This is a genomic window from Dactylosporangium sp. NPDC049140 (assembly GCF_040648435.1).
In genome coordinates, this window is the sequence record NZ_JBEZDS010000002.1 from 450,589 (window position 1) to 476,991 (window position 26,403).

Below are 26,403 nucleotides of genomic sequence, written 5' to 3' on the forward strand. Positions count from 1 at the left end.
CACCCCCCGGCGCAGGCGCGCGGCCGCACGTCGTCTGCACCTGAGCAGACTGATGCTGCTGGCCGTGGTCAGCCTCGTCGCCTCGTTGATCAGTGTCGGTGTGTCCTGGGCGATTTTCCCGGATCGGCCGGCAACCCCCGTTGCGGATGACGTCAGCTTCGACTCCGCCAAGTTCTACGAGACGCACGCCCGGGCGAACGCGGCCCGGGGCGCGGCCCAGGCGGTGCTGCCGGGCCAGCCGCTGGTGCCGAAGCCGGTCGCGGGCATGACCCAGGAGCAGACGAACAACGCCTACATCGTCGTGGAGGTCGCCCGGCAGATGAACCTGCCGGAGCGCGCGATGGTGGTGGCGATCGCGACGGCCCTGCAGGAGACGTACCTCAAGAACCTGGCGAACCCGAAGGTCCCCGCGTCGATGAAACTCCCGCACGAGGGCACCGGCACGAACTACGACTCGGTGGGCATCTTCCAGCAGCGGGTCAGCATCTGGGGAACGCCTGAGCAGCTCATGGACCCGGCATTCGCGTCGGCCAAGTTCTACGCGAAGCTGCAGAAGGTCAGCGGCTGGGAAAAAATGAGCGTCACGAACGCCGCGCAGGCCGTGCAGCGCAGCGCCTTCGCGAGCGCTTACGCCAAGCACACGACGACGGCTCAGAAGATCGTCGACGAGCTGACGGCTAACGACTGATTCGCGGAGTGTTGGCGCGATAAGTCGGGCGCTCCGCGCCGCGACTTATCGGATTTGTCGCCTGACCGGGCATAAGTACGATAAGTCCGATCACGAAAGCCTCGAACTTATCGAGGTCTCACCACTGGTCCAACCAGTTGATGAGTGGCAGACTCCCCGGACATGGAGTTCGTGCCCGCCAGCCGCACCTCAGTGTCCGACCACGTATTCGCCCAGCTCCGCGACGCCATCCTCGCCGGCGGGTACCGCCCCGACGACAGCCTCCCGAGTGAGCGCGACCTCGCCGCCGGGTTCGAGGTGAACCGGCATGCGGTGCGGGAGGCTCTGCGAAGGCTCCAGCAGCTGGGCCTCGTCCGGGTCGCTCAGGGCGGCGCCACCAAGGTGCTGGACTGGCGCGAGCACGCCGGCCTCGACCTGGCCATGGCCGCCGGTGTCCAGGATCTCCTCCCGGTCGAGCACCTCGTACGCGACGTGCTGGAGATGCGGGCCTGCCTCGGGGCCGATGCCGCGCGGCTCTGTGCGCGGCGCGGCCGGGAGGCGGACAAGGCCGCGGTCGCCGCCGCGGTCGAGGCGTACGCGGCCGAGGCGCCCGACCTCGAGCGGATGGGCGCCGCCAACATCGTGCTGTGGCGGGCGATCCTGCTCGGCAGCGGTAACACCGCCTACCTGCTCGCGTTCAACAGCCTCGTCGGCGGTGCGCTCGCGGTCGGGCGGGTGCCGGCCGCGCACCGGACGGCCGAGCTGCTCGACGTCGCCGGGCATCGGCGGCTCGGTGAGTACATCGCCGCCGGGGACGCCGCCGCGGCGGAGGTTCAGGCCGCGACGCTCCTCAACGCTCCGGTGGCCGCCGTATGATCCCCGCCGTCCTCTACGCCGTGCCGGCGTTCCTGCTGCTGATCATCATGGAGGCGGTCTCGTACCGCTTCCTGCCCGACGACGACGAGCGCGGCTACGAGGTCCGCGACACCGCCACCAGCCTGTCGATGGGGCTGGGCAGCCAGGTCATCGGCGTGCCCTGGAAGCTGCTGGTCGCGGTGGCGTTCGCCGGGCTCTACGTGCTGACCCCGCTGAAGATGGACCCGCACAGCCCCTGGACGTGGGCGGTGCTGTTCTTCGCCGACGACCTGGCGTACTACTGGTTCCACCGCCTGCACCACGAGGTCCGCGTGTTCTGGGCCGGGCACGTCGTGCACCACTCGTCGGTCTTCTTCAACCTCAGCACCGCCCTGCGCCAGAGCTGGACGCCGATGACCGGGACACCCTTCTGGCTGTTCCTGCCGCTGCTGGGCATCCCGCCGTGGATGGTCTTCCTGCAGCAGTCGATCAGCCTGGCGTACCAGTTCTTCCTGCACAGCGAGCGGGTGAACCGGCTCTGGGCGCCGATCGAGTGGTTCTTCAACACCCCGTCGCACCACCGCGTGCACCACGGCGCCAACGCCGAGTACCTCGACCGCAACTACGGCGGCATCCTCATCGTCTGGGACCGGATCTTCGGCTCGTTCGAGCCGGAGCGCGCCCCGGTCCGCTACGGCCTGACGAAGAACATCGCCACCTACAACCCGTTGCGCGTGGCCACCCACGAGTACGCGGCGATCTGGCAGGACGTCCGCGCGGCGACGCGCTGGAGCGACCGGCTGCGCTTCGTGTTCGGCCGGCCGGGCTGGGAGCCGGCGGCGTGAAGCTCAAGCTGTTCTGGCTCGCGGTCGCCGTGGAGCTGACCGGTGTCGCGACCGATGTGCACGTGCTGCAGTGGATCGCCAAGCCCTTGATGGCCCCGATCCTGATCTGGTACCTGAAAAAGGGCGGCCCGGTCACGATCGCCCTCGTGTTCGCCACGATCGGCGACATCGTGCTCCTGATTCCCGGGGCGTTCCTGTTCGGCATGGCCGCGTTCCTCGGCACCCAGGTCGCGCTGCTCGTCGCGTTCCTGCGCGACCACCGGCCGCGGGCGCTCGCGGTCGCGGGGTACGCGGTGCTCTGGGCCGGGGCCAACGCCGCGCTCTGGGGCGAGCTGGGCGCGCTGCGGGGGCCCATCCTGGGGTACAGCCTCGCCCTGGTTTCGATGGCGTGCGCCGCCACGGGCGTCTCGGTGCGGGCCGGGGCCGGCGGGGCCCTGTTCCTCGTCTCCGACCTCCTGATCGGGGTCGGGGCGGCCGGCCTGCACTTCCCGGGCCGGGACCTGGTGGTGATGGCCACCTACGCCGCGGCGCTGTACCTCATCGCGACCGCCGCTCAGTGCGCGTGGGCCGGGACCGAGACCCGCAGCACAGGGTAGTCGTAGGGCTACTCTGCGTTGTCGGTTTTGTGCAGGTCCAGCCCGTCCCAGCCCGCGTACCCGCGCAGCCGCTGCGGCCGCCGCCGGGCCCGCACGAAGAGCCACGCGCCCCCGGCCAGCGCCGCCCCGGCGAGCACGTCGAGCAGGTAGTGGTGCCCGGTCAGCTCCACCGACCAGGCCATCAGCGCGGCGAGCCCGGCCCCGGCGGCCCGCACCCAGGCGCGCCCGGCCGCGGCCGCGACGCTCAGGCCCAGCACGACGTCCCACCCGGCGTCGAGCGACGGCAGCGAGGCCAGGCCACCCCCGAGGTCGGGCGGCGCCACCGGGAACACCACGAAGACGAACACGGCGACCCCGGCGGTGAGCAGCATCGTGTCCCGCGCCCGGTAGTACAGCGCCGGCTGCCGGCGGGCCAGCCACACCAGCATCGCCGCCGCGGCCAGCCAGTGCCCCCACGTGTACAGCCACTCGGACGCGTCCGCGACGAACGCGTTCGTGGTCACGAACTCGCGCAGCCCGAGCGAGCCCTCCAGCCGCGCGACCGCGTCCGCGTTGGACTGGGCGCGGCCGTCGGTCGCGCTCACCGCCCCGCGCACGAGCAGGTACGCGACCGCCGCCCCGAGCCCGATCCCCGCCTGCCGCCCGAGCGACACTTCGCCCCGCGGCGCCCCCACCGTGATGCTCATGCGCCTCAGCCTCGTCCGGAGCGGCGGCGATGCCATCCGGTCGATGCCCCTACTTTTCCCCGATGTTCTTCAGGGGTGTCGGGTCCTCGATCTCGGCCGCCGAGCGCGACCTGTCTCCGCCGCGCGGATGGACACCGTGCCGATGTCCGGTCCGATCAGGTTGACTGCGGCCATCGTGCTCCTTCGGCAGGACCGGTTCAGGCAGGGATGAGCAGGTTCGTGTACCAGGCGGTGATCGGCGCGGCGGCGAACAGCGCCAGCAGCGCGCCGGCCAGCATCGCCGGGCCGAACGGCAGGGCGGTCCTGCGCCCGGCGCGCCCGGACGCCATCAGCGCCAGGCCCGCGGCCCCGCCGAGGACGAACGCGGCGAGCGTGCCGACGGCGACCGAGGACCAGCCCAGCGAGCCGAGGTAGAGGCCCAGCACGCCGGCGAGCTTGACGTCGCCGAAGCCCATGCCGCCGGGGTACACGATCGACAGCAGGAAGTAGAAGGCCCACAGCGCGGCCATCGCGAGCAGCCCGCGCAGGGCCGTGCCCCAGTCGCGATCGACGATCACGGCGGGCAGGAACAGCAGCGGGGCGACGGCGTAGGCGGGCAGCACGATCGCGTTGGGCAGGCGCAGCACGTCGAGGTCGATGAGCGCGAGGGCCACGGCGATCGCGGCGAGGTAGAGCCAGGCGGGCAGCAGCAGCGGGCGGGAGGCGCCGAAGCGGGCGGCGACGGCCACGAACAGCGCGGCGGTGCCGAGCTCGACCAGGGGGTACCGCACGCTGATCGGGGCGGCGCAGTCGGCGCACCGGCCGCGCAGGGCGAGCCAGCCGAGCACGGGGACGTTGTGCCAGGGGCGCACCGGGGCCGTGCACTGTGGACAGTGCGACGCCGGCCGCAGCAGCGACTCGCCGCGCGGGACCCGGTGGATGACGACGTTGAGGAACGAGCCGACCGCAAGGCCGAGGACGCCGGCGACGACGAGAACGAACGCCACGCCAGGTCTCCTTTCCGGGGGTCGGTGGCGGCCCGCACCCGGTGAACCCCGCTGCGGGCCGCCGACGGCCGAGTCGTACACGTAGATGACCTTGCCGTCGGTGTTCATGCCGCAGATGCGGTACGAAGCGCCGTTGTTCTTCTACTGCATGCTGTTGCCCGGCGAGAGCGTCGCGGTCTGCGGCGTGCCGCCCGTAGCCGTCACGCCACTCGCCGTGGTGCCGAAGACGAGCTTGCCGGCGCGCTCGGTGCGTCGTTGGAGGGTCGAGAGCACCAGGTGGCCGGTGAGCGCGGCCTCGACCGCCAGTTGCGTGGTGGTGCGGTCGCGGATCTCGCCGATGAGCACCACGTCGGGGTCGGAGCGCACCGCAGCTCGGAGCGGGCGACCACGACCGGGCGCACCAGGAGCCCCGTCGCGGCCCGGACGTCATCCAGGGCCAGGACGTCACCCGGGTCGGTGATGCCGACGGTGATCTCGTTGTCCTTGAGGGCGATGCCGAGCACGCGGTGCTTGAGCACCAGGGCCATCGGGATCTTGGTGGCGGCGGCCGGGTCCATCGGGTAGCCGACCAGGTCGAGGGTGGCGATGCCGTACGCGTCGGCCGACGCCTCGGTCAGCTGCTCCTCGGTGACGACGTGGTCGTTGATGAGCACGGCGCGGATGGACCGGCCGGTGCGCTCGGCCTCGTCGGGCCGCACGGTCGACCGCCCGCGCATCGGCACCGCGTTGTTTCAGCGCGTCCAGAAGCGGCCTGAACGTCTGGTACATCTCACCCCCGGGTCACTGCTGGTCCTATCGGCGCCAATCCGGGTGAGTTTCGGGTTTCACCCCGGGCGCGTCGGGCGCCCTCGTTGACGGGTCCCGGCGCTGTCGTGAGGATGCTTCGCTGTGTCGGTTGCCGTCGTGGAAGAACCCAGAAGCGAATTGCCCGGCAATATCAGCATTTGGCGAGCACGGTGGCTGCTGATGCGCTACGGCGGCCGCCAACCAGGGGAGGTTTCGTATCCGGGAGTGCCCGCCGCCGCGCAGACCGAGCTGCAGGCGCTCGTGGCTGAGGTGGCGGCCCGGGTGGGCGTGGCACGGCCCGACGCCGTGCTGCTGACCGGGTTCGGGCTGATCCGGTCGTGGGCCAGCCGCCGGCGGCGCCTGCTGCTCGTGGGGCTGCCGCTGCTGCAATGCCTGACGGTCGACGAGGTGCGGGCGCTTGTCGCGCACGAGCTCGCCGTCGTCGACCACCGGCGGGCGCACATCGTGGTGCGGCTGCGCGCGCTGTACGAGGAGGCGGTCGACCCGCTCGCGGTGCTCCCGTCGCCGCGGGCCGAGACGATCGCCCGGGCCACCCGCGACTTCGCCGCCGCGCTGGAGCGCAAGGCGGATCAGGCCGCCAGCTCCGCGTCCGGGCTGCACACCGCGGCCCGGGCGGTGGTCAAGGCCGACCTGGCCGCGTTCGAGTTCGCCGACCTGGCCTTCGACGTCGAGGAGCAGATCTGGCAGCGCACCAGCGCCGGGGTGCAGGACCTGCACGCCGGCTGGCAGGAGGCGGTGCGCGCGGGCGCGGTCGTGGCGGCGCTCGACGACGACACCCGTACCGCGCTCATGGCGCGGCATCCGAGCCTGGCCGGGGCGATCGCGTCACTGTCCCCGGCGCACGTGGCGCTGCGGGTCACCGACTCGGTGCCGCTGGGGCCGCTGCCGCCGGATCTGCAGCGCGAGCTGGCCCGGCACGTGCTGCGCCGGGACAGCGGCCAGTGGGTCACGTTCGCCGCGGTGCCGGGCGAGGAGTGGCCGGGCTGGCTCGAGCGGCAGTCCCGGGCGGTAAGCGACCAGGTGGCCACGCTGCTGCGCCGGCCGCCGCTGGGGCCGGCCGAGGTGGTCGAGGTACTGCTGACCCGGCTCGACGAACTGGTGGCGGCGAACTGGCCGGCCCAGCCCGAGCCGCCCGCCGAGCCCGAGGAGCTCGACGGGACGCCCTCCGTGGTGGTCGTGGCCGAGGCGGCGCTGGCCGCGATCGGCTGGCGGCGGGTGCACCCGGCGGCCGCGGGCGTGCTCGTGAGCCCCGACGGCGAGCAGCACAACCTCAACCTGCTGGCGCGGGCGGCGCTGGAATCGCCGGCGGCGATGGCGGTACTGCTGGAACTGCTGTTGCGCGCTCAGCGACCGACGTGATCGCGCCAGGAGTGGGCGGGGGAGTAGCCGAGGACCTCCCGGGCGCGGTCGATCGCGAGCAGGGTCTCGAAGCCGTCCAGCGCCCGGCGCAGCGGCACCTCGGGGAAGACCTCGCGCATGAGGTCGGCCGAGGGCCGGTCCATGATGGTGTCGGCGGCGGCGATGACGTACGACGTCGCCCCCGGCGCCGCGGCGGTCAGGGCCAGCCGGCAGGCCGCGGCCACGTCCCGGGCGTCGACGTAGCCCCACAGGTTCCACTTGCGCGCGTGCGGGTCGGCCCAGTAGCCGGGCACGGCGGCGTAGTCCTCCGGCACGTGCACGTTGGACAGCCGCAGCCCGACGAACGGGATGCCGCTCCAGCCCGAGATCTCCCGGGCGAGCGTCTCGCCCACGACCTTCGACAGCGCGTAGGTCGTGGTCGGCACCGGGAAGTGCTCCTCGTCGACCGGGGCGTAGCGCGGCGGCGTGTCGAAGGGCAGGCCCAGGGTGGTCTCGCTGGAGGACCACACCACGCGTCCGAGCCCGGCCGCCCGGGCGGCCAGGAACACGTTGGCGTTCATGGCGGTGTTGCGGTTGAACGTCACCGCGGGCGGATACATGCCCGGGGCCGGGATGTTCGCCAGGTGTACCACCGCGTCGGCGCCCTGCAGCGCCTCGAACGCCTGCCCGTAGTCGGTCAGGTCGGCGATCAGCAGCGGCACGCCCAGCGCGGGGATGCTCAGGTGCCCGGCGGCGCCCACCGCGTCGGTGGCGATCACCTCGTGGCCGTGGGCGAGCAGGTCTTCGACGACGACTCGGCCGGTCTTGCCGCCGGCACCGGTAACGACGATCCGTGACATGCGTTCTTTCTACTTGGCCGCGCGCAGCGTCCGGAACGCCGGGGCCAGGCGGGCCAGTTCCTCGAGGACGGCCTTGGCCGAGGCGTCCAGCGCGGGGTCGCTCTCGAAGGTCTTCTCCGCGGTGATGTGCGTGCGGGACGGGATCGCGACCTGCGACTTGATCGCCATCATGCCGAGCGCGCTCACGACCGGGCGCAGGGCGATGACGGCGCGGGTGCCGGCCGACAGCCCGCCGTAGCTCACGAACGCCAAGGGCTTGTCGCGCCATTCCTCGGAGAGGAAGTCGATCGCGTTCTTCAGCGGGGCCGTGAAGCTGTGGTTGTACTCCGGCATCACGAACACCACGGCGTCGGCCGCGTCGATGGTCGCGCTCCAGTCCTTGGTGTGCTGCTTGGTGTAGTTGCGCTGCGAGGGGTGGTGCGGCTCGTCGAGCAGCGGCAGGTTCAGCTCGGCGAGGTCGGAGACGTGCACGTCGAAGCCGTTGTGCTCCTCGGCCCGGCCGACGAACCAGTCGGCGACGAGACGGCCGACCCGGCCCGGGCGCGTGCTGGCGACGATGACTTCGAGGCGAGGGCGGAGCGCGGTTGTTGACATGTCACCATCGTGACACTGGTTTGGTGACACGTCAACGACTACGCTGTGAGACGTGGCAGACAACGAGGTACCGCGCTGGCTCGACGAGCGGGAGTTCCGGGCCTGGATCGGGTACCGCCGGATGAGGGCCCTGCTCGATCTGCAGATCTCCCGGGAGCTCGCGGCCAACCAGGGCCTCTCCGAGCCCGACTACGACGTGCTGACCAGCCTGGCCGCCGCCGAGAACCGGCGCATCCGGCTGAGCGAGATGGCCGAGCGGATGCTGTGGTCCAAGAGCCGCCTGTCCCACCACGTGACCCGCATGCAGCAGCGCGGCCTGGTCACCCGCAAGGAGTGCGACTCCGACGGCCGCGGCGCGTTCATCGTGCTCACCGACGAGGGGATGGCGACCCTGGCCGCCGCCGCGCCCGGGCACGTGGCCGCGGTGCGCGAGCACCTCATCGACCTGTTGACCGAGGAGCAGATCCGGGTGCTGGGCGACGTCGCCGACACGGTGGTGGAGCACCTGCGCACGCGGGTCTAGGAGCTGCTCACGAGGTCGGTGTGCGCGATCAGGTACGCCGAGCTGTGGTCGGCGGGCACGTGCACGACGATTATCGAGTCCGACCGGACCGCGTCACCCGGGCTCTGGTCCGGCCGGGTGTCGGTGCCGACGAGCAGGATGGTCTTCGCCCCGTTGATGGAGCCGTGGCGGCCTTCCGAGTTCTGGTCGGCGACCACCGCCGGCGGCTCGGTCAGCCGCCGACGGCGATCACCGCGATCACGCTGACGAGCACGAGGGCGGCAAGAAAGATCATCATGCCCTGCTCGGCGTCGAAGCGGGTCAGCTTGCGGGTGGTGGTCGGGGTGGGGGTGGTCATCGCCGGTCGCCTCCTGTTGTGCGGTGTGTGACTACTACGCTACGAACACCGCGGACCGGTTTGCTCCCGGGAACGTGCCACTGGCCTCGTGGAACGTTCCTTGGGTACTACCGATCCACACCCGCCGGGGGTAACGGTGCCCGGCCGTCCTCGTTGACGTCCGCGATCAGCTCCGGGAACACTTTGCCCACCTTTCGAACCAGATAATCCCCGTAGGTACCGGTAAATGCGCGCAGATCCTGACCGTCCCACCGGCGGGGGTCGCCCGTGCCGGTGCGGCCCGGCAGCGGGGGCACCTCGGCCGCGAAGTCCGGGTCGAAGAAGAACGGGAACGACAGGCGCTCGTTGCCGCTGGTGTTGCGCACGCGGTGGGGCGTGGAGCGGTACCAGCCGCCGGTCATCCGATCGAGCATGTCGCCGATGTTGCACACGAAGGTGCCCGGGATCGGCGGCGCGTCGATCCAGCCCTCCTCGTCCGGCCGGCGCACCTGCAGCCCGCCGTTGTCGTCCTGCAGCAGCAGGGTGAGCAGGCCGTAGTCGGTGTGCTCGCCGACGCCCCAGTCAGTGCCGCCCGGCGGGCTGGGCGGGTAGTGGAAGATGCGGAACAGCACCGTCGGGTCGGCGGTGTACCCGGTCGCGAAGTAGTCCGCGGGCAGGCCGAGGCTCTGGGCCACCCCGCGCAGCACGGCCTGGGCGGTGATCGTCAGCGTGCCGATGTACTCCAGCACGGCCGCCCTGAGGTCGGGCACCGCGCGCGGGAACAGGTTCGGGCCGTGCAGCGGCAGCGGCGACGGGGGTGCTTCGGTGCCGAAGTACAACCCCTCCTTGCGGTCCGGTACCCCCGAGGTGAGCTCGGCGCCGACCGGGAAGAACCCGCGCCAGGCCCGGCCGCCGCGGGCCATGGCGATCTCGAGCTTCTCGGCCTCGGGGAGGGCGAAGAAGGTCCGCGCGGCCGCGTCGAGCCGCTCGATGAGCGCCGGGTCCACGCCGTGGCCGGAGATGTAGAAGAAGCCGCTGGCCCGGCAGGCCGCCTCGATCTCGCGGGCGGCCCGCTCGTCCTGGCCGGCGCGGACCAGCCCGGCGACGTCGATGACCGGAAGTGTGTTCACGGCGTTCAGGCTAGGTGTCAACTTCGGTTGACTCTCTGGACTTGTGTCAACTACAGTTGACGACATGACGGAGGCCAACGATCTTGCCGAGGCGGCGGCCAGCGCTGACCCGCGCATCGGGCTGCGGGCTGCGGTGGCGCTGCGGCGGCTCGCCGACGCGCTCGAGGTGCTGCAGGTCGACAACGCGCGCCGGCAGGGCTGGTCGTGGCAGGAGATCGCCGACGCGCTCGACGTGACGCGGCAGGCGGTCCACAAGAAGCACGCCGGCCGGGCGTCTTCGAAGGAGGGGTAGATGTTCGAGCGGTTCACCGACCGGGCCCGCACCGTGGTGCGCCTGGCCAAGAGCGAGGCCGACGGCCTCGGGCACCCCATGATCGGCACCGAGCACCTGGTGCTGGCGCTGCTGCTGGAGGAGGGCGGGGTCGCGCGGACCGTGCTCGACGGGGCCGGCGTCACCCATGCGGAGGTTCGCGCCGCGATCGCGGCCGGGGACGACGCGGCCGCGCTGCGCTCGATCGGCATCGACCTCGACGCGGTGCGGACCAGCGTGGAGCAGACCTTCGGCCCGGGCGCGCTGGAGCGGGCCGAGCCGGCCGAGCGGGGCGGCTTCCTGTTCCGCCGCTCGAAGCTGCCGACCCGGTTCAACAACGGGGCGAAGAAGGCCCTGGAGCTGTCGCTGCGGGTCGCGCTGTCGCTCAAGCACAACTACATCGGCACCGAGCACCTGCTGCTCGGGGTGCTCAAGGAGGAGCGGGGGGCCGGGGGGCGGCTGCTGCGGGAGCACGGGCTGACGTACGACGGCACGGTGGAGCGGGTGCGGGCGGTCCTGCGGGACGCCGCATGACGGTGCTGACGGCCCGCGGGCTGAACCGGGCGCTGCTGGCGCGGCAGATGCTGCTGGAGCGGGCCGTCGTGCCCGTGCCGGACGCGCTGGAGCGGATGGGCGGCCTGCAGGCGCAGTACGCGCCCTCGATGTACATCGGCCTCTGGACCCGCCTCGCGGACCTCGACCGCTCGTCGGTGACGCGACTGCTGGAGGAGCGCGCGGTGGTCCAGGCGACGGTCCTGCGCGGCACGATCCACCTGGTGTCGCGGGCCGACTTCTGGCCGTTCGTCGAGGCCGTGCGGCAGACCCGCGTGCGCCCCGAGCCGGAGCAGGTGGCCGACGTCGAGGCGGTGGCGAAGCTCCTCGCCCAGGGCCCCCTGCGCCGCACCGAGATCGACCCGAGCGTCCGCCAGCGTATCCACCTGTACCTCGACCTGGTGCGCGTGCCCCCGTCGGGCACCTGGGCGCGGCGGCGCGCCGACGTCTACGGGCTCGCCGAGGACTGGATCGGCCCGCCCGCGGTCGCCCTGGCCGAGGCGCGCGAGTTGCTCGTGCGGCGGTACCTCGGCGCCTTCGGCCCGGCCCACCGCAGCGAGATCGCGAACTGGGCCGGGCTGCCGGTCGATGCGATATCGGCCGTGCTCGGCCGCCTGGAACTGCGCCGGTTCGCCGACGAGCGGGGGCGCGAGCTGGTCGACCTGCCGGACGCGCCGCTGCCGGACCCGCAGACCCCGGCGCCGGTACGGTTCCTGCCGACCTGGGACGCCGCGCTGCTCGTGCACGCCCGGCGCACGCTGATCCTGCCCGAGGAGCACCGCACGAAGATCTTCCACATGCGGATGCCGCAGTCCATCGGGACGTTCCTGGTCGACGGGCAGGTCGCGGGCACCTGGGCCGTCAAGGGCGACCGGGTCTCGTGGACCGCGTTCGAGCCGCTGCCCGACCGCGTGCGCAACGAGGTCGACGCGGAGGCCGAGCTACTGGGCGCCTTCCACGTCTGAGCGGTCCTCCATCTCCCACAGGTGATCCAGCACGTGCCAGATGAAGCGGCGCGCGGCGTAGCGGGCCGTCCATCCGTTCTCGGTGAGCGGCCCGCCGTCGCCCGGGGTGCCCAGCACCTCGATGACGGCGTCGCGCAGGGCCTCGGGCCTGTGCTTGATGCCGATCTTGCGCGCGTACGCGCCCTCGGAGTCGAGCACGTGCCCGACCATCTTGTCCCGGTCCCGCCCGCCGCCCCGCGGGCCCTTGCGCAGCTCCTCGGGGGCCTGCGTGGCGAAGGCGTCGAAGGCCTCCCACGCCGCGCGCAGCAGCTTGGTGTGGCGGGCCGCGACCGCCGCCGTGACCGGCTGGGCGTCGGCCCCGGGCCGGCCGTCGGGCGCGCCGAACTCGGTCGTCGCGGTGCCGGGCACCCGCTCGGCCACGCTGAGCCGGGGCGCGGCGGGGAACTTGAAGCCGGCCGCGGTCGCGATGGGCGCATAGCGGGCGCCGTACGCGGCCAGCGCCTCGATCGCGTCCTCCTCGCTCTTGCCGAACCGTCCCCAGCCGGGCCAGTCGAGGCTCCCGGCGAAGACCTTCTTCCTGCCCGTCTCGAGGTAGATCTCGGCCATGCTGTGACCTTAAGCCGCTTTCCTCGTTGGCGCGCGGGCCGGTACCTACCATGGTTCACATGCCTGAGCTAGTGAATCATCTTCGCGAAGCCCTGCTCGCCGGTGATGTCGAGACCACCCGGGACTCCAATCACGGCAACGCCGCCGCCTTCGCCGAAGGCCGCGAGGGCTACCTCTTCGGCCTGGCCCCGCTCAAGACGTGGACGCTCGCCGAAGTCCTGGCCGTGATGGCCGAACGGGTCGGCATCGACGCCGACCCCGAGCGCTCGACCGGCACCGACGTCATCGACCCCGACAAGACCGCCCGCGCGCTGGAGCGCATGCGGGACCGGCTGCGCCAGGCCGCCGAGCACCGGGAGCGCGTCATCGTGGCGACCGGCCACCCGGCCGGGATCATCGAGGTGCACCTGGCCGTCGCCGCGGCGCTGCGGGCGGCCGGCTGCGAGCTGCTCCAGCCGGCGCCGGGCGCGCCGTTCGCGTCGCCGGGGTGGTACATGGGGCGGGAGCTGCCGCTGGCGGTGCGGTACATCGGCGGGGTCGCCGTCGCCGCGGAGCGCGGGATGGCGCTCTGGCACACCCACTCGCCCGACGGCATGCGCGCCATGCTGGCCGAGCTCGACCGGCTCGGCGAGGCGCCGCCGGACCTCGTCGTGGCCGACCACGGCTTCGCCGGCGCGGCCGCCGCGGCCGGGCTCGACGTGGTGTCGTTCGCCGACAGCAACGACCCGGCCCTGTTCATCGGCGAGGCCGAGGGGCGCGTGCGGGTGACCGTGCCGATCGACGACAACGTGCAGCCCCACCACTACTGGCCGGTCAGCGACTTCCTGCTCGACGGGGTTATCGAGGTAAAAGTATGACTCGGGTGCTATGGGGGTAAATCGCCGGTGAATCTTGTGTGGGTTCCTTCCCGATGAAAGCATCGGTCGCGGCCGATATTTATCGGCTCCGATATAGGGGAGGCTCCCGTGAGACCCACCAAGACCTCATCCAGGCTGCTCGCGGTCATCGCCGCCGGGCTGGCCGCCGGTGCCGTGGTGACGCCGTCCGCCGCCCTCGCGGCCGCCGACCAGACGGCGCTCGCCGCCAAGTCGACCGACGCCCTGGTCGCCCAGCTGGGCACCCGGACCGCGGGCTCCTACTACGACGCCAAGCTGGACAAGATGGTCGTCACCGTGACCGACGCGTCGACGGCGGCGACCGTCGAGGCCGGCGGCGCCGTGGCCCGCAAGGTCGAGCACAGTGGCGCGGAGCTGGCGAAGATCACCTCGACGCTTGACGCCAAGGCCGCCATCCCCGGCACCGCCTGGGCCGTCGACCCGGTCGCCAACCAGGTCGTCGTCTCGGTCGACACGACCGTCCCGGCCGAGCACGTCAAGACCCTCGAGACCCTGGTGGCGAGCCTCGGCAGCGGCGCGCGCCTCGAGCGCCTCGGCGCCGCGCTGAGGCCCACCATCTCGGGCGGCCAGGCCATCTACACCGGCGGCGCGCGCTGCTCGCTCGGCTTCAACGTGGTCAGCGGCAGCACGTACTACTTCCTGACCGCCGGGCACTGCACCAACATCGGCGCGACCTGGACCACCAGCAGCGGGTCGGTCCTCGGCACCCGCGCCGGCACGAGCTTCCCCGGCAACGACTACGGCATCGTGCGCTACGCCTCGGGCGTCACGCACGCCGGCAACGTCTCCCTCGGCGGCGGCTCCTACCAGGAGATCAGCAGCGCGGCCAACGCGTTCGTGGGCGAGTCGGTCCGCCGCAGCGGCAGCACGACGGGCGTGCACAGCGGCCAGGTGACGCAGGTCAACGCGACAGTCACGTACTCCGAGGGCCGGGTCTCGGGCCTCATCCGCACCACGGTGTGCGCGGAGCCGGGCGACAGCGGCGGCTCGCTGTTCGACGGCACCAAGGCGATCGGCCTGACGTCGGGCGGCAGCGGCAACTGCAGCAGCGGCGGCGTGACGTACTTCCAGCCGGTGACCGAGCCGTTGAGCGCGTACGGGGTGAGCATCTACTGAGGTTTGCTCTTTTGCCTCGCAGGGGCCGGACGATCTCGTCCGGCCCCTTGCGCTTGACTCGCCGGCCCCTGTGCTTGATATGTCGGGCGCTTCGCGCCGCGACATATCCGCATTTTTCGCCCGACGGGGTATTCGCGGCACCCGAAGTGTCGTACCCGGGTGGCAGAGTTAGGGCATGCGCGTGGGGCTGCTCGGACCGCTCTCGGTCGAGGTCTCCGGCCGGCCCGTCGAGGTCGGCGGGGCCCGGCTGCGGGCGCTGCTGGCCCGGCTGGCGCTCGAGCCCGGGCGGTTCGTCGCCGTCGAGCGGCTCGTCGAGGCGCTGTGGCCGGGCGGGCCGGGGCCGGCCGATCCCGCCAACGCCGTGCAGTCGCTCGTCTCGCGGCTGCGCAAGGCCCTGGGCAACCCGCCGGAGCTGGAGTCGGGCCCGCGCGGGTACCGGCTGGGGATCGAACCCGGCGACGTCGACGCCGTGCGCTTCGAGCGGCTCGTCGCCGAGGGGCGCCGGGCGCTGCGCGACGACGACCGGGCCGGCGCCACCCGGCTGCTGCGCGAGGCCCTGGACCTGTGGCGCGGGGCTGCCCTGGCCGACCTCGGCGCGGCGGACACCGACGCCGTCGCGGCCCGCTGGGCGGAGCTGCGGCTGGCCGCGACCGAGGATCTCATCGAGGCGTCCGGCTTCGCGCCCGATACCCGGGCGGGCGCCATCGCCGAGCTCCAGGAGCTCATCGTCGCCCACCCGCTGCGCGAGCGGCTCGTCGCGCTGCTGGTCCGGGCCCTGCACGCCGACGGTCGCCAGGCCGAGGCCCTCGCCGCGTTCGAGGGGTGCCGCGCCCGCCTCGCCGAGCAGCTGGGCGCCGACCCGTCGCCGGAGCTGCGCGACGCTCACATCGCGGTGCTGCGCGCCGAGTCCGGGCCCCGCCGCGGCGGCAACCTGCGTGCGGCCCTGACCAGCTTCGTCGGGCGTACCGGCGATGTCGAGCGGCTGGCCGCCCAGGTCGCCGACAGCCGCCTCGTGACGCTCGTCGGGCCGGGCGGCGCGGGCAAGACCCGGCTGGCCGCCACGGTCGCGACCGAGCTGGCCCGGCAGCTGCCCGACGGGGCGTGGCTGGTCGAGCTGGCCCCGGTCGCAGAGGCGACCGAGGTCCCGGCGGCCGCCCTGCGCACCCTGATCGCCGGCGGCCTGGTCCAGCCCGAGGCGGCGGGGCGGCTGCGGCGCGGCGACGTGGTCGAGCAGCTCGCCGATGCGCTGGTCCTGCCGGGGGTAATGCTCATTCTGGACAACTGCGAGCACGTCGTCGACGCCGCGGCGGGGCTGAGCGAGGAACTGCTCGGCCGCTGTCCCAAGCTGCGCATCCTGGCCACGAGCCGGGAGCCGCTGGGCATTCTCGGGGAGACGCTGTTCCCGGTCGGTCCGCTGCCCTTGCCGGCCGTCGTCTTCCCGGCGCCCGACATCGCGCCGGCTCCGTTCGCGCCCGGTGCGATCGCGACCGCGGGTGCCGCGCCGACGACAGCAGCGCCGACAGCGAAAACGCCGATGACGAAAACGCCGATGACGAAAACGCCGACGACGGAAGCGCCGACGACGGAAGCGCCGATGACGAAAACGCCGATGACGGAAGCGCCGACGACGGAAGCGCCGACGACGGAAGCGCCGACGACGGAAGCGCCGACGACAGAAGCGCCGACGACAAAAGCGCCGGTGACCAGAGAAACGGTGACGAGGGCCGGGACCACCGGGGCCAAGCCAAACGCGGGCGCCCTGGCCGCCGCCGTGGCCGCGCCCGCCGTGCAGCTGTTGCGGGACCGGGCGGCGGCGGTGCGGCCCGGCTTCGAGGTCACGCCGGACAACGTGGCCGCCGTGGTGGAGATCTGCCGGCGCCTCGACGGGCTGCCGCTCGCCATCGAGCTGGCCGCCGCGAGGTTGCGCTCCTTCACGCCGGAGCAGCTCGCGAGCCGCCTCGGCGACCGGTTCCGGCTGCTCACCGGGGGCAGCCGCACCGCCCTGCCCCGGCACCGCACGCTGCATGCCGTGGTGGCCTGGAGCTGGGACCTGCTCGGGGCCGGGGAGCGCGCCTTCGCCGAGTCCCTGGCCGTGTTCCCGGGCACCTTCGACGCCGACGCCGCCCACGCGGCCGCGTCCGGTGGGGGCTCGGACGATCACGGGCGGCTCGCGGCCGAGGAGATGCTGCACACGCTGGTCGACCGGTCGCTGCTGCAGGTCGTGCCGGGCGGGGCGGGCCCGATCCGGTACCGGATGCTCGAGACCATCCGCGAGTTCGCGCTCGAGGAGCTCGGGCGGCGCGGGGCGGTGGGGGCGGTGCGGGCCGCGCACGCCGCGTACTTCCTGGATCTGATGGAGCGGGCCGAGCCGCACCTGCGCACCGCCGCGCAGCTGGAGTGGCTCGAACGGCTGCGGCCCGAGCAGGACAACGTGCACGCCGCCGTCGGGCACCTCTGCGACGCCGGCGACGTGGTGCGCGCCTTCCGGCTCGGCGCGGCCAGCGGGTGGTTCTGGACGTTCGAGGACAACCACGCGGAGTCGGCGCTGTGGCTCGGGCGGATCATCGAGGCGGGCCGGCGCGACCCGGCCGCGGTCCCGTCCGACCTGGGGCTCGTGGTGCGCTCGATGCACCTGGTCAACAGCGGGTTCGCCGGCGACTTCCAGTTCGACCGGGCGGAGCTCGACGCGCTCATCGCCGAAGCCATGGCCGAGCCGCCCGGCGGGCACCCGATCGTCGAGCTGATCGCGCCGGTGGTGGCGCTGTTCCGCGACGACACCGAGCACGGCACCGCGCTCGTGCGCGCCCGCCTCGCCGGGCCGATCGACCAGTGGAGCCGCGGCATGCTGCACTCGGTCCTCGGCCACCTGAGCGAGAACGACGGCAACATCGACGGCATGCTGCGGGAGCTCACCATCTCGGCGGCCGCGTTCCGCGACATCGGCGAGCGCTGGGGGCTGTCGATGACGCTGGCCTCGCTCGCCGACGCGTACACCCGCCGCGGCGACTTCGCGGCCGCCCTCGCCCACTTCGAGGAGTCCATCGAGCTGCACCGCCGGCTCGGCATCCGCTCCAGCCAGGCCTACCTGCTCGTCAGCCGCGCCGCCCTGAGCCGGCACACCGAGGGCCCGGCGGTGGCCTGGGCCCGGCTGCGCGCGTTCGTCGAGGACCTCGGGCAGTCCTCGCGAGACGTGTCCCACGCGATGCTGGAGCTGGGCCACCTGGCGCGGGCCGAGGGCGATCTCATCGAGGCCGAGCGGCTGTACCACGAGTCGTGGCGGCTGCAGCAGGAGTCACCGCTTGTCGCGCCGCAGTACAAGGCCATCGTGGTCACCGCCCGCGCGGAGATCGACCTGGCCCGCGGCGAGCCCGGCGCCGCCCGGGCCCGGCTCGTCGACGCCATGGCGTTCGCGCTCGGCGCCCGGGACATGCCGGTGGTCGGCAAGGTGGCGGTCACGGTCGCCGGGCTCGCCACGGCCCTCGGCGACCCGGAGCGCGGCGCGGCGACGCTCGGCGCGGCCCAGCGCCTGGCCGGCGCCCGCGACGCGTCCAACGCCGACTGGACCGGGCGGCTGGCCGCGCTGCGGGCCGAGCTCGGCGAGGAGGCCTTCGAGACGGCGCTGGCCCGCGGCATGAGCATGCCGCGGGCCGAGGCGCTGGAACTGGTGAATCCTTCGTCGGTACCGGACCAGGCCTTGCGGCGATAGGCACGGAACCGGATCAGGCCTTGCGACGCAGGCGCGCAGGTACCGGATCAGGCCTTGCGGCGATAGGCGCGCACCGCCAGCGGGGCGAAGACCGCCAGGATCGCCACCGACCAGATCAGCGTCTTGATGACCGGGCCCGCCACCGCGCCCTGGCCGACCATCAGGCCGCGCGCCGCCTGCATGGCGTCGGCGACCGGGTTGACCTTCACCCACGCCTGCAGCCAGCCCGGCAGGGTGTCGGTCGGCACGAGCACGTTCGTGCCGAAGGTCAGCGGGAACATGATCACGAAGCCGAGGCCCTGCACCGCGCCGGGCTCGCGCACGACCATGCCCAGCAGGACGAACATCCAGCTGAAGCAGAACGCCATGAACATGATCAGCAGGCAGGCGCCGAGCACCTCCGGCAGCGAGGTGGTGACGCGGAAGCCGAGCAGGTACCCGAAGCCGATCATCACCGCGATCGACACCACGAAGCGGATCATGTCGCCGAGGACGCCGCCGATGAGCGGGGCCGAGCGGCCGATGGGCAGGCTGCGGAAGCGGTCGAAGACGCCCGTCTTGATGTCGGTGTTGAGGCTGACGCCGGTGGGCGCGGACGCGAAGAGCACGTTCTGCACCATGAGCGCCGGCAGCAGGAACTGCATGTACTCGTGGCGGTTGCCGGCGATGGCGCCGCCCAGGAGGTACACGAAAAGGACGATGAAGATGATCGGCTGCAGCGTGACGTCGAGCAGCTGCTCCGGCGTGCGCATCGTCTTGATCAGGCTGCGGCGGGCCATCACCAGGCTGTGCCGCACCAGCCCGAACGGCCGCGCGGGGACGGCCGCGATGAACTGGGCCTCCTCGCCGGTCTTCGCGGGCGTCGTCGTGGTCGTCATGCCGGCACCTCCTGGCGCTCGCGGGTGAGCGTGAAGAAGACCTCGTCGAGGCTGGGCAGGTGCAGCGACAGCTCGATGACCCCGATCCCGGCCTCGTCCAGCCGCCGTACCACGGCCGTCATGGCGCTGTCGTCCGCGACCGGCACCGACAGCACCCCGCGCCCGTGCGACTCCGGCTCGTTGCCCGACACGGCGGTCAGGATGGTCGCGACGGTGTCCAGGTGGCTCGGGTCGGTCGGCCGGACGCTGATCGTCTGGCCGCCCACGATGTGCTTGAGCTGCGCCGGCGTGCCGTGGGCGATGACCTTGCCGTAGTTGATCACGGAGATCTCGTCGGCGAGGGCGTCGGCCTCCTCCAGGTACTGCGTCGTCAGCAGCACCGTCGTGCCCTCCCGGACCTGGGCGCGGACCATGTTCCACACGTCCTCGCGCTTGGCCGGGTCCAGGCCGGTGGTCGGCTCGTCGAGGTAGACGATCGCGGGCCGTCCGACCAGGCTCGCGGCGAGGTCGAGGCGGCGCCGCATGCCCCCGGAGTACGTCTTCGCGGTCCGGTCCGCCGCCTCGGTCAGGTCGAACTCGGCCAGCAGGGCCTTCGCCCGGACCTTGGCCTCCTTGGCCCGCAGGTCGAGCAGCTGGCCGATCATGACCAGGTTCTCGGTGCCGGTCAGGTCCTCGTCGACCGAGGCGAACTGGCCGGTCAGCCCGCTGATGCGGCGCACCTGGGCCGGATGGCGCAGCACGTCGTACCCGCCGACGACCGCCCGGCCCGCGTCCGGGCGCAGCAGCGTGGCCAGGATGCGCACCGCGGTGGTCTTCCCGGCGCCGTTCGGCCCCAGGACCCCCAGGACCGTGCCGGACTCCGCGGCCAGGTCCACCCCGGCCAGCGCGGTGGTCTTGCCGAAGCGCTTGACCAGGCCGGTGGCCTGGAAAGCGAGGCTCATAACTCATTCCCCCTGTGGAATGTCTCTTCTGACCCATGCAGCCTGCACGGCCGCGCTGTCAAACCGCGCACATCGGCCTGTCATCCGCTGACAGCTCCGAGTATCCGACGATTCCCGTATGTTGGACGTAAGTTGACGCTGGCCTGCGGTGCTGGGCACCATCGGTTGCATGGCGCTGTTGACCCGACGACTGGTCATTGACCTCGTTCGGATGGCCGGCGCCTGCTGTACCCGCTAGAGCCCCCGCTCGCGGAAGTCTCCCACCCGTTCCGGTAGTAGCCGCCCCCGGCATTGCCCATGGGGGCCTCTTCTCTGCTTTAATTCCTATCTAGTACGTCCGAATACTGGAGAACCCGCATGCCTGTCGTCACCACGGTCGCCCGCGCGACCGACCTCCTGTCGATCGCCCAGACCTACGCCGCGGAGCCCGACGAGTGGCCGTTCGCGCCCCGCTTCGACCCCGCGCAACGCTGGTACGGCCGCCTCGCCGTCGCCGGGGACCACGAGGTCTGGCTGCTGACCTGGCTGCCGGGCCAGGGCACGGACCTGCACGACCACGGCGGCTCGGCCGGAGCGTTCACCGTCGTCTCGGGCGAGCTCGTCGAGCAGACCGTCAGCGGCGGCGAGCTGTCCGCGGCCGCGTACGGGCCGGGGGACGGGCACCGCTTCGGCGCGCACTTCGTGCACCGCATGGTGAACGCGGGCGACCAGCCGGCCGTCACCGTGCACGTGTACGGGCCGGCGCTGACCGCGATGACCAGGTACCACCTGCACGACGGCCGGCTCTCGGTCGAGTCGGTCACGAAGGCGGGGGCGGACTGGTGAGCGCGGCACTCGCGCCCGGGCGCGGCATCGACACGATCCTCGCCGAGGCGCGCTCACGGCTCGACCGGCTCGACGCGGACCAGGCGCGGCTGGCGTTCGCGGAGGGGGCCGTGCTCGTGGACATCCGGCCGGCGGCCCAGCGGGCGCGCGAGGGCGAGATTCCCGGCGCGCTCGTCGTGGAGCGAAACGTGCTCGAGTGGCGGTTCGACCCGCGCAGCGACGCCCGGCTGGACATCGCCGACCGCTACGACCTGCCGGTGGTGGTGTTCTGCTCGGAGGGGTACACCTCGTCGCTGGCCGCGGCCGCGCTGCAGGACCTGGGGCTGCACCGGGCGACCGACCTCGACGGCGGCTTCCACGCCTGGAAGGCGGCCGGGCATCCGGTCACGTCTACGCTGGTGGGGTGAAGCTCAAGCTTGATCTCCACGACATCTTCAACCGCAACGGCGACATCGATCGTGCGCTGCGCGGGATCATCGACGAGGCGGTGGCTAAGCGCGCCACCCTCGTCGAGATCATTCCGGGCAAGGGCTCGGGGGCGCTGAAGAAGCGGGTGCTGCGGTTCCTCGACCAGCGGGAGATCAAGGCTCTGTACCACCGGGTGGAGAAGGATTCGGACAACTTCGGACGGTTGTTCGTGCATTTCCGCTGGAACGAGTCCCAGGGTCGTCGGCGCTGACGACTGTCGGCGGGCTTCGGGCTCAGAACGCGTCCGCGTCGTCGGCGAGGTGGCACACCGCGACCAGGCGCAGGACCGTCCAGTCGGCGTCGGCCCAGTTGACGCTGTCCGGGGTGGGCGGCGGCCGGCCGTGGCGCTGGTCGACCTTGGCGAGCAGGAGCGGCTGGGCGAGGGCCTCCACCAGGCCGTCGACAACCGACCGGCACCCGTTCATGAACCACAGCACACCGTTCGGGCGGCATCACGCTGCGAAGTCGGTCTCCGCGACCCCGGCCGGAACTGTCGGAGGGGGCGTGCAGAATGTCCTCACCCCTGCGCCGCTCCTGGAGGACGAGACCCATGTCCGATCCTGTTCCATCCGCGTTGTCCGACGCCGAGACCGCCGTTGCGCCCGATCGCGCGTTCGGGGAGCCGCCGCGGCGGCCCCTGGTCGCGGCCGTGGTGCTCCTGGTGCTGGCGTTGGTCGCGGCGCTCGGGATCGCCGACGTGCAGCCGCCCTCGCCCCGCCCCGGCTCGACGCCGGCCGCGGAGTTCTCCGCCGCCCGCGCGTTCGAGCACGTGCGGCGCATGGGGCAGGAGGTGCACGTGACGGGCAGCCCGGCCGCCGACCGGGTGCGGGAGTACATCGTCGAGACGCTGACCGGCTACGGGCTGAAGCCCGAGGTGCAGGACGCGGTCGGGGTCAACGCCGGGAAGTTCGGCGACGGCGGCATGGCCCACGTGCGCAACGTCGTCGCGGTGCTGCCCGGCACCGCCTCCACCGGGCAGGTCGTGCTCATGGCCCACTACGACTCGGTGCAGGTGAGCTACGGCGCCAACGACGACGGCGCCGGCAGCAGCACCCTGCTCGAGGTCGCGCGGGCGCTAACCCAGGGCGGCGGGGCGAAGCCGCGCAACGACGTCGTGTTCGTGTTCACCGACGCCGAGGAGGCCTGCCTCTGCGGGGCCGAGGCGTTCGTCAGCCAGCACCCGCTCGGGCAGAAGCAGTCGGTCGTGCTCAACTTCGAGGCGCGCGGCAGCAGCGGCCCCGCGGTGATGTTCCAGACGTCCGAGGGCAACGCCGACCTGATCGACGTCTACGCGCGCACGCCGCACCCGGTCGGCACCAGCCTGGCCGTCGAGGTCTACCGGCTGCTGTCCAACGACACCGACTTCACCCCGTTCCTGGCGCAGCAGCGGTTCACGGGGCTCAACACGGCGTACATCGACGGCTCCTCGGTGTACCACAGCCCGTTCGACCGGCCCTCCACGATGAACCGCGCCAGCCTGCAGCACCACGGGGACAACGCCCTGGCGCTGGCCCGCGAGTTCGGCCGGGCCGACCTGCCGCCGCTCATGAAGCCCGCGAGCGGCGACGCCGTCTACTTCCCGTTCGCCGGGCTGCTGGTCCGGTATCCGGCCGCCCTCACGTGGCCGCTGGCGATCCTGGCCCTGCTCGCCGTCGCCGCGCTGACGTTCCTCGCCCGGCGCCGGGGCCTCACCTCGGGGCCGCGGACGCTGGCGGGGGCCGGTCTGGCGCTGGTACCGCTGATCGTCGTCGCAGTCGCCGCCCAGCTGCTCTGGACCGTGCTGGTCGCGATCCGGCCCGGCTACGGCGAGCTGCTGGACCCGGCCCGGCCGACCTGGTTCCGCTTCGGCGTCGTGGCGCTGACGGCGGCGGTGCTCCTGGGGTGGTACGCGCTCAGCCGCCGCCGCGTCGGGCCCGTCCCGCTGGCCACGGGCGCCCTGGGCCTGCTCGCGCTGCTCGGCGCGCTGTTCGCGGCGGTCATCCCGGGCGGCTCGTACCTGGTGACCGTGCCGGCGCTGTTCGGGTCGGTGGCCGGCATCGCGGTGCTGTACATCCGGAACCGCCTCGCGAAGACGGCCGTGCTGACCGCGGGGGCGGCGGTGGCGACCCTGGTGCTCGCGCCCACGGTGGCGCTGTTCTTCCCGGCGCTGGGCCTGGCCACGGGCGCGGCGCCGGCGCTGTTCGCGATGCTGCTCGGCCTGGCCGCGCTGCCCGCCCTGGAGCCGCTGTTCCGCGCCGCGACCGCGCCCGGGCACCGGCGGCTGGGCTCGGCGCCGGCGCTGGCGGCCCTGGTCGTCGCGCTCGTGTGCACCGCGACGGGCATGGTCGTCGACAACTGGGACGAGGGACATCCGGAGCCGACGCACCTGATGTACGCGCTGGACCGCGACACCGGCACCGCCGAGTGGGTGAGCCTGGAGCAGTCCCCGGGCGACTGGACCAGCAAGTACGTCCGGAGCCACCAGCAGCTCAACCGCCAGTTCCCGGTGCTGCCCGCCGGTGGGCTGTCGGTGGGCCCGGCCGAGGCCGCGAACCTGCCGGCGCCCCGGGCCACCGTGCTCGCCGACGACACGTCCGGCGACCAGCGCACCCTGCACCTGCGCATCGCCTCCGGGCGCGACGTGCGCTTCCTGTCCTTCTACGGCGAGGCCGGCGACCACCGCGTGGTCTCGGCGACCGTGGAGGGCCGGGCCGCCACGACGTACATCGAGGACCAGGACCGCTTCGGCGTCGTCTTCCACGGCCCCCCGTCGGCGGGCCTGGACGTCACGCTGGTGCTGCGCGGGGCGGGGCCGTTCAAGCTGCGGCTGGTCGACGGCAGCGACGGCCTGACGGGGCTGCCGGGCTTCACGCCGCGCCCGGCCACGGTCGGCGTCTTCGGCAGCCACTCGAGCGAGCTCGTGGCGGTGGCGGCGACGCAGACGCTGTAGCGGCCCGGACGAGCGCCGCCCCGGACGAGCGCCGCCCGGGGCGGGTCAGCCGACGATCTGGAAGGCCCAGGGGCACGGGCCGTACGAGCTGGTGTTGATCCCGTACTGCAGGGTGCCCTCGTAGGACTCGGAGCCCTGGATGATCTTGATGACCACGCGGCCGCCGTCCTCCAGCGTGATGCGGCCGTCGTGGACCGCGGCGGTGCAGACCGAGGACGCCGTGGTGTAGGGGCTGGAGCCGTACACGGTGCCGATCGAGCCCTTGTTCGGGCAGTTGTAGGCGACAGTGGTGCCCGCCTTCTCGTCGTACTCCTCGGCCGTGGTGTACCAGTCGGGGCTGTCGCGTTCGAGGTCGGCCTGGACCTGGGAGCTGTCCCCGGCGCTCGAGTCGGAGCCCGGGCCCTCGCCGCCGTTGTTGCCGGTGGTGTCGCCCATGAGCTTGCTGATGCCGTACGCGCCGCCGCCGAGGATCAGCAGGACGGCCACGGCCGCGGCGATCAGGACTCCGGTGCGGCGTTGCCTGGGCGGAGCCGGCGGGGCGCCGTACGCCGGGGGGACGGGCGGGTGTCCCGCGGGCGGCGGCGCGTAGGCCGGCGGCGGTGAGAAGGATGTCGGGGGTGCCGAAACCGGCGGGGTGGAGACCGGGGACGCCGTCGGAGGGGCGGAGATGGGCGCGGCGGACATGGTGCGGCGGACATGGGCGCGACCGAGACGGGCGCGGCGGAAACCGGCGAGGCCGTCGGAGGCGGTGTCGGCGAGACCGGGGCCGCGGGCGAGTAGGCGGGCGACGACGGGGGCACCGCGACCGTGGCGCGGGCGGTGGCGGGGGCAGGCGCAGCGGGTACCGCCGCCGGGGTTGTGAATTGCGCCGAAGCGCCCACCGCGCCCTGGGCCACCACCAGCTCCGGCTGCTCCACGACGGTCGGCGCGATCCCGAGGGCCTGGTGCAGCAGGGTCGCGACCAGCGGGATGCGGCTCCCGCCGCCGACCAGGAACACGCCCTGCACGTCGGCGGGGGTGAGGCCCGCGGCGGCGATGGCGGCGCGCGTCGACGTCACCGTGGCGGTGAGGATCGGGCGGGCGAGCTGCTCGAACTGGTCGCGGCCGAGCGGGACGTCGGACTCCAGGGACGGGACGTGGATCATGGTCTGGGCCGTGCGCGAGAGCATCTCCTTCGCCGAGCGGACGTCGTCCCAGAGCATGCGGTGCGCGCGGCGGTCGTTGCTGGTGTCCGGGTGGGTCAGGCGGTGCCAGGCCTGCGGGTCGTGGCCGGCGTGGACCGCGCCGAGGAAGCCGACGATGGCGGCGTCGATGTCCAGGCCGCCGGACGTGGACAGGCCCTCGGCCGAGAGGACCTCGAACGTGCCGTTGCCGCGGCGGACGACGGAGGCGTCGAAGGTGCCGGCGCCGAGGTCGTACACCACGAAGGCCGCTCCCGGCCTCGGGCCGCCCATCGAGGAGAAGACCTCGGCCGCGGCGACCGGCTCGGGCACCAGCGTGACGGTCCCCAGGCCGGCGCGCTCGGCCGCGGCGAGCAGCACGCGCCGCCGGGTCTGGGCCCAGGCGGCGGGGCAGGTGACGGTCGTGGGGCCGAGCTCGCCGCCGGAGACGCGCCGGGCCTCGCCGGCCACGCGGACGAGGACGGCGGCGAAGAGGTCCACGGTCGCGACCTCGTGCTCGCCGAGCAGTACGGCCGGCTCGTCGATGCGCCGCTTGGGGTTGGGCTCGTAGCGCTCCGGGCTGATCCGCGCCGCGTGTACCGCGTCGCGGCCGGTGAGCAGGCCCTGCTGGGCGTCGGCGTACACGGCCGAGGGCAGCGTCGGTGAACCGTCGAAGAGCAGCGGCCGGACGTGCCCGTCCGGCCACGCCAGCATTGCCACGGTGTTCGAGGTACCGAAATCGACCCCGAGCCGGTGGCCTCGCGCGTCCACGCAGCCAATATACGGGCTGGTGAGTGGGGTGTTATCGGCTCAACGGGTCCGGTTTCCGCGCTTGACGGGCGCATCCA

30 protein-coding genes and 1 pseudogene are annotated in these 26,403 nt (G+C 72.9%); 16 read left to right on the forward strand and 15 right to left on the reverse strand.

Annotation, left to right across the window (positions count from 1 at the left end):
* The first annotated feature begins 52 nt into the window (after positions 1 to 52).
* From AB0B76_RS05745 to AB0B76_RS05760, 4 genes are all read left to right on the forward strand, one after another.
* The gene (locus tag AB0B76_RS05745; RefSeq protein ID WP_360369864.1) at positions 53 to 688 is read left to right on the forward strand and encodes a hypothetical protein; all 636 of its coding nucleotides are present in this window, start codon (positions 53 to 55) and stop codon (positions 686 to 688) included.
* 162 nt (positions 689 to 850) lie between these two features.
* On the forward strand, positions 851 to 1,543 hold the full coding sequence (locus AB0B76_RS05750) for a GntR family transcriptional regulator (protein WP_360369867.1): 693 nt from the start codon (positions 851 to 853) through the stop codon (positions 1,541 to 1,543).
* On the forward strand, positions 1,540 to 2,367 hold the full coding sequence (locus AB0B76_RS05755; RefSeq protein WP_360369870.1) for a sterol desaturase family protein: 828 nt from the start codon (positions 1,540 to 1,542) through the stop codon (positions 2,365 to 2,367). The genes AB0B76_RS05750 and AB0B76_RS05755 overlap by 4 nt, the downstream gene beginning before the upstream one ends.
* Positions 2,364 to 2,963 (forward strand): lysoplasmalogenase, encoded by a 600-nt coding sequence (locus AB0B76_RS05760; RefSeq protein WP_360369873.1) that lies wholly within the window; start codon positions 2,364 to 2,366, stop codon positions 2,961 to 2,963. The genes AB0B76_RS05755 and AB0B76_RS05760 overlap by 4 nt, the downstream gene beginning before the upstream one ends.
* Positions 2,964 to 2,971: 8 nt before the next feature.
* Here the strand turns inward: AB0B76_RS05760 and AB0B76_RS05765 are convergent, their stop codons facing one another.
* From AB0B76_RS05765 to AB0B76_RS05780, 4 genes and pseudogenes are all read right to left on the reverse strand, one after another.
* A complete protein-coding gene (locus AB0B76_RS05765; RefSeq protein ID WP_360369876.1) occupies positions 2,972 to 3,649 on the reverse strand; it encodes a phosphatase PAP2 family protein in 678 nt (225 codons plus the stop codon).
* Positions 3,650 to 3,846: 197 nt separating this feature from the next.
* Positions 3,847 to 4,635 carry a prepilin peptidase gene (locus AB0B76_RS05770; protein WP_360369879.1) on the reverse strand — a complete coding sequence of 263 codons (789 nt, stop codon included), beginning with the start codon at positions 4,633 to 4,635 and terminating at the stop codon, positions 3,847 to 3,849.
* 141 nt (positions 4,636 to 4,776) lie between these two features.
* Complete coding sequence (locus tag AB0B76_RS05775; RefSeq protein ID WP_360369882.1) at positions 4,777 to 5,001, reverse strand: ATPase, T2SS/T4P/T4SS family; 225 nt, start codon at positions 4,999 to 5,001, stop codon at positions 4,777 to 4,779.
* Positions 5,002 to 5,060: 59 nt separating this feature from the next.
* Positions 5,061 to 5,351: pseudogene (locus AB0B76_RS05780) on the reverse strand (type II secretion system protein GspE); the annotation flags it as partial.
* Positions 5,352 to 5,646: 295 nt separating this feature from the next.
* Between AB0B76_RS05780 and AB0B76_RS05785 the strand changes: the two are divergent.
* Entirely contained in the window at positions 5,647 to 6,801 is a 1,155-nt protein-coding gene (locus tag AB0B76_RS05785) for a hypothetical protein (RefSeq protein WP_360369885.1), read from the forward strand.
* Here the strand turns inward: AB0B76_RS05785 and AB0B76_RS05790 are convergent.
* Together AB0B76_RS05790 and AB0B76_RS05795 are read right to left on the reverse strand one after the other, a co-directional pair.
* On the reverse strand, positions 6,786 to 7,640 hold the full coding sequence (locus tag AB0B76_RS05790; protein ID WP_360369887.1) for an NAD(P)-dependent oxidoreductase: 855 nt from the start codon (positions 7,638 to 7,640) through the stop codon (positions 6,786 to 6,788). The two genes, AB0B76_RS05785 and AB0B76_RS05790, sit on opposite strands and share 16 nt — an antisense overlap.
* Before the next feature lie 9 nt (positions 7,641 to 7,649).
* Positions 7,650 to 8,234 carry an NAD(P)H-dependent oxidoreductase gene (locus AB0B76_RS05795; RefSeq protein ID WP_360369890.1) on the reverse strand — a complete coding sequence of 195 codons (585 nt, stop codon included), beginning with the start codon at positions 8,232 to 8,234 and terminating at the stop codon, positions 7,650 to 7,652.
* Between the two features lie 52 nt (positions 8,235 to 8,286).
* Here AB0B76_RS05795 and AB0B76_RS05800 point away from each other — a divergent pair, with 52 nt between their 5' ends.
* Positions 8,287 to 8,757: a MarR family transcriptional regulator gene (locus AB0B76_RS05800; RefSeq protein ID WP_360369893.1), complete on the forward strand. Its 471-nt coding sequence runs from the start codon at positions 8,287 to 8,289 to the stop codon at positions 8,755 to 8,757.
* On the opposite strand, the gene AB0B76_RS05805 is transcribed toward AB0B76_RS05800, so the two are convergent.
* From AB0B76_RS05805 to AB0B76_RS05815, 3 genes are all read right to left on the reverse strand, one after another.
* Complete coding sequence (locus AB0B76_RS05805; protein WP_360369896.1) at positions 8,754 to 8,954, reverse strand: hypothetical protein; 201 nt, start codon at positions 8,952 to 8,954, stop codon at positions 8,754 to 8,756. The two genes, AB0B76_RS05800 and AB0B76_RS05805, sit on opposite strands and share 4 nt — an antisense overlap.
* A gap of 14 nt (positions 8,955 to 8,968) precedes the next feature.
* Positions 8,969 to 9,094: a hypothetical protein gene (locus tag AB0B76_RS05810; protein ID WP_360369899.1), complete on the reverse strand. Its 126-nt coding sequence runs from the start codon at positions 9,092 to 9,094 to the stop codon at positions 8,969 to 8,971.
* Positions 9,095 to 9,201: 107 nt separating this feature from the next.
* Complete coding sequence (locus AB0B76_RS05815; protein ID WP_360369902.1) at positions 9,202 to 10,203, reverse strand: 2-oxoglutarate and iron-dependent oxygenase domain-containing protein; 1,002 nt, start codon at positions 10,201 to 10,203, stop codon at positions 9,202 to 9,204.
* Between the two features lie 64 nt (positions 10,204 to 10,267).
* On the opposite strand from AB0B76_RS05815, the gene AB0B76_RS05820 reads away from it, so the two are divergent.
* Genes AB0B76_RS05820 through AB0B76_RS05830 form a run of 3 tightly spaced genes read left to right on the forward strand, consistent with a single transcriptional unit; the run spans position 10,268 to position 12,030 of the window.
* Positions 10,268 to 10,495: a helix-turn-helix domain-containing protein gene (locus tag AB0B76_RS05820; RefSeq protein ID WP_360369905.1), complete on the forward strand. Its 228-nt coding sequence runs from the start codon at positions 10,268 to 10,270 to the stop codon at positions 10,493 to 10,495.
* On the forward strand, positions 10,496 to 11,047 hold the full coding sequence (locus tag AB0B76_RS05825; protein WP_360369908.1) for a Clp protease N-terminal domain-containing protein: 552 nt from the start codon (positions 10,496 to 10,498) through the stop codon (positions 11,045 to 11,047).
* Positions 11,044 to 12,030 (forward strand): winged helix DNA-binding domain-containing protein, encoded by a 987-nt coding sequence (locus AB0B76_RS05830; RefSeq protein ID WP_360369911.1) that lies wholly within the window; start codon positions 11,044 to 11,046, stop codon positions 12,028 to 12,030. Before AB0B76_RS05825 ends, AB0B76_RS05830 begins: the two co-directional genes overlap by 4 nt.
* On the opposite strand, the gene AB0B76_RS05835 is transcribed toward AB0B76_RS05830, so the two are convergent.
* Positions 12,007 to 12,636 carry a hypothetical protein gene (locus AB0B76_RS05835; protein WP_360369914.1) on the reverse strand — a complete coding sequence of 210 codons (630 nt, stop codon included), beginning with the start codon at positions 12,634 to 12,636 and terminating at the stop codon, positions 12,007 to 12,009. The two genes, AB0B76_RS05830 and AB0B76_RS05835, sit on opposite strands and share 24 nt — an antisense overlap.
* A 59-nt stretch (positions 12,637 to 12,695) precedes the next feature.
* Here AB0B76_RS05835 and AB0B76_RS05840 point away from each other — a divergent pair, with 59 nt between their 5' ends.
* The 3 genes from AB0B76_RS05840 to AB0B76_RS05850 all read left to right on the forward strand — a co-directional run bounded on the left by AB0B76_RS05840 (position 12,696) and on the right by AB0B76_RS05850 (position 18,354).
* Positions 12,696 to 13,493 (forward strand): phosphatase, encoded by a 798-nt coding sequence (locus tag AB0B76_RS05840; protein WP_360369917.1) that lies wholly within the window; start codon positions 12,696 to 12,698, stop codon positions 13,491 to 13,493.
* Between the two features lie 108 nt (positions 13,494 to 13,601).
* Positions 13,602 to 14,648 (forward strand): S1 family peptidase, encoded by a 1,047-nt coding sequence (locus AB0B76_RS05845; protein ID WP_360369920.1) that lies wholly within the window; start codon positions 13,602 to 13,604, stop codon positions 14,646 to 14,648.
* Between the two features lie 175 nt (positions 14,649 to 14,823).
* The gene (locus AB0B76_RS05850) at positions 14,824 to 18,354 is read left to right on the forward strand and encodes a BTAD domain-containing putative transcriptional regulator (protein WP_360369923.1); all 3,531 of its coding nucleotides are present in this window, start codon (positions 14,824 to 14,826) and stop codon (positions 18,352 to 18,354) included.
* 47 nt (positions 18,355 to 18,401) lie between these two features.
* Here the strand turns inward: AB0B76_RS05850 and AB0B76_RS05855 are convergent, their stop codons facing one another.
* Positions 18,402 to 19,232 (reverse strand): ABC transporter permease, encoded by an 831-nt coding sequence (locus tag AB0B76_RS05855; protein WP_360369926.1) that lies wholly within the window; start codon positions 19,230 to 19,232, stop codon positions 18,402 to 18,404.
* Positions 19,229 to 20,173 carry an ATP-binding cassette domain-containing protein gene (locus tag AB0B76_RS05860; RefSeq protein ID WP_360369929.1) on the reverse strand — a complete coding sequence of 315 codons (945 nt, stop codon included), beginning with the start codon at positions 20,171 to 20,173 and terminating at the stop codon, positions 19,229 to 19,231. The genes AB0B76_RS05855 and AB0B76_RS05860 overlap by 4 nt, the downstream gene beginning before the upstream one ends.
* Before the next feature lie 357 nt (positions 20,174 to 20,530).
* On the opposite strand from AB0B76_RS05860, the gene AB0B76_RS05865 reads away from it, so the two are divergent.
* Genes AB0B76_RS05865 through AB0B76_RS05875 form a run of 3 tightly spaced genes read left to right on the forward strand, consistent with a single transcriptional unit; the run spans position 20,531 to position 21,677 of the window.
* Complete coding sequence (locus AB0B76_RS05865; RefSeq protein ID WP_360369932.1) at positions 20,531 to 20,998, forward strand: cysteine dioxygenase family protein; 468 nt, start codon at positions 20,531 to 20,533, stop codon at positions 20,996 to 20,998.
* On the forward strand, positions 20,995 to 21,405 hold the full coding sequence (locus AB0B76_RS05870) for a rhodanese-like domain-containing protein (RefSeq protein ID WP_360369935.1): 411 nt from the start codon (positions 20,995 to 20,997) through the stop codon (positions 21,403 to 21,405). Before AB0B76_RS05865 ends, AB0B76_RS05870 begins: the two co-directional genes overlap by 4 nt.
* Positions 21,402 to 21,677 (forward strand): Smr/MutS family protein, encoded by a 276-nt coding sequence (locus AB0B76_RS05875; protein ID WP_360369938.1) that lies wholly within the window; start codon positions 21,402 to 21,404, stop codon positions 21,675 to 21,677. The genes AB0B76_RS05870 and AB0B76_RS05875 overlap by 4 nt, the downstream gene beginning before the upstream one ends.
* 22 nt (positions 21,678 to 21,699) lie before the next feature.
* On the opposite strand, the gene AB0B76_RS05880 is transcribed toward AB0B76_RS05875, so the two are convergent.
* Complete coding sequence (locus AB0B76_RS05880) at positions 21,700 to 21,891, reverse strand: DUF6401 family natural product biosynthesis protein (RefSeq protein WP_360369941.1); 192 nt, start codon at positions 21,889 to 21,891, stop codon at positions 21,700 to 21,702.
* A 125-nt stretch (positions 21,892 to 22,016) separates the two neighbouring features.
* Here AB0B76_RS05880 and AB0B76_RS05885 point away from each other — a divergent pair, with 125 nt between their 5' ends.
* Entirely contained in the window at positions 22,017 to 24,395 is a 2,379-nt protein-coding gene (locus tag AB0B76_RS05885) for a M28 family peptidase (RefSeq protein WP_360369944.1), read from the forward strand.
* 45 nt (positions 24,396 to 24,440) lie between these two features.
* Here AB0B76_RS05885 and AB0B76_RS05890 read toward each other — a convergent pair whose 3' ends face one another.
* Entirely contained in the window at positions 24,441 to 24,881 is a 441-nt protein-coding gene (locus AB0B76_RS05890) for an LCCL domain-containing protein (protein ID WP_360369947.1), read from the reverse strand.
* Positions 24,882 to 24,892: 11 nt separating this feature from the next.
* Positions 24,893 to 26,326, reverse strand: coding sequence for an Hsp70 family protein (locus AB0B76_RS05895; protein WP_360369950.1), 1,434 nt, complete (start codon positions 26,324 to 26,326; stop codon positions 24,893 to 24,895).
* Positions 26,327 to 26,403 lie beyond the last annotated feature (77 nt).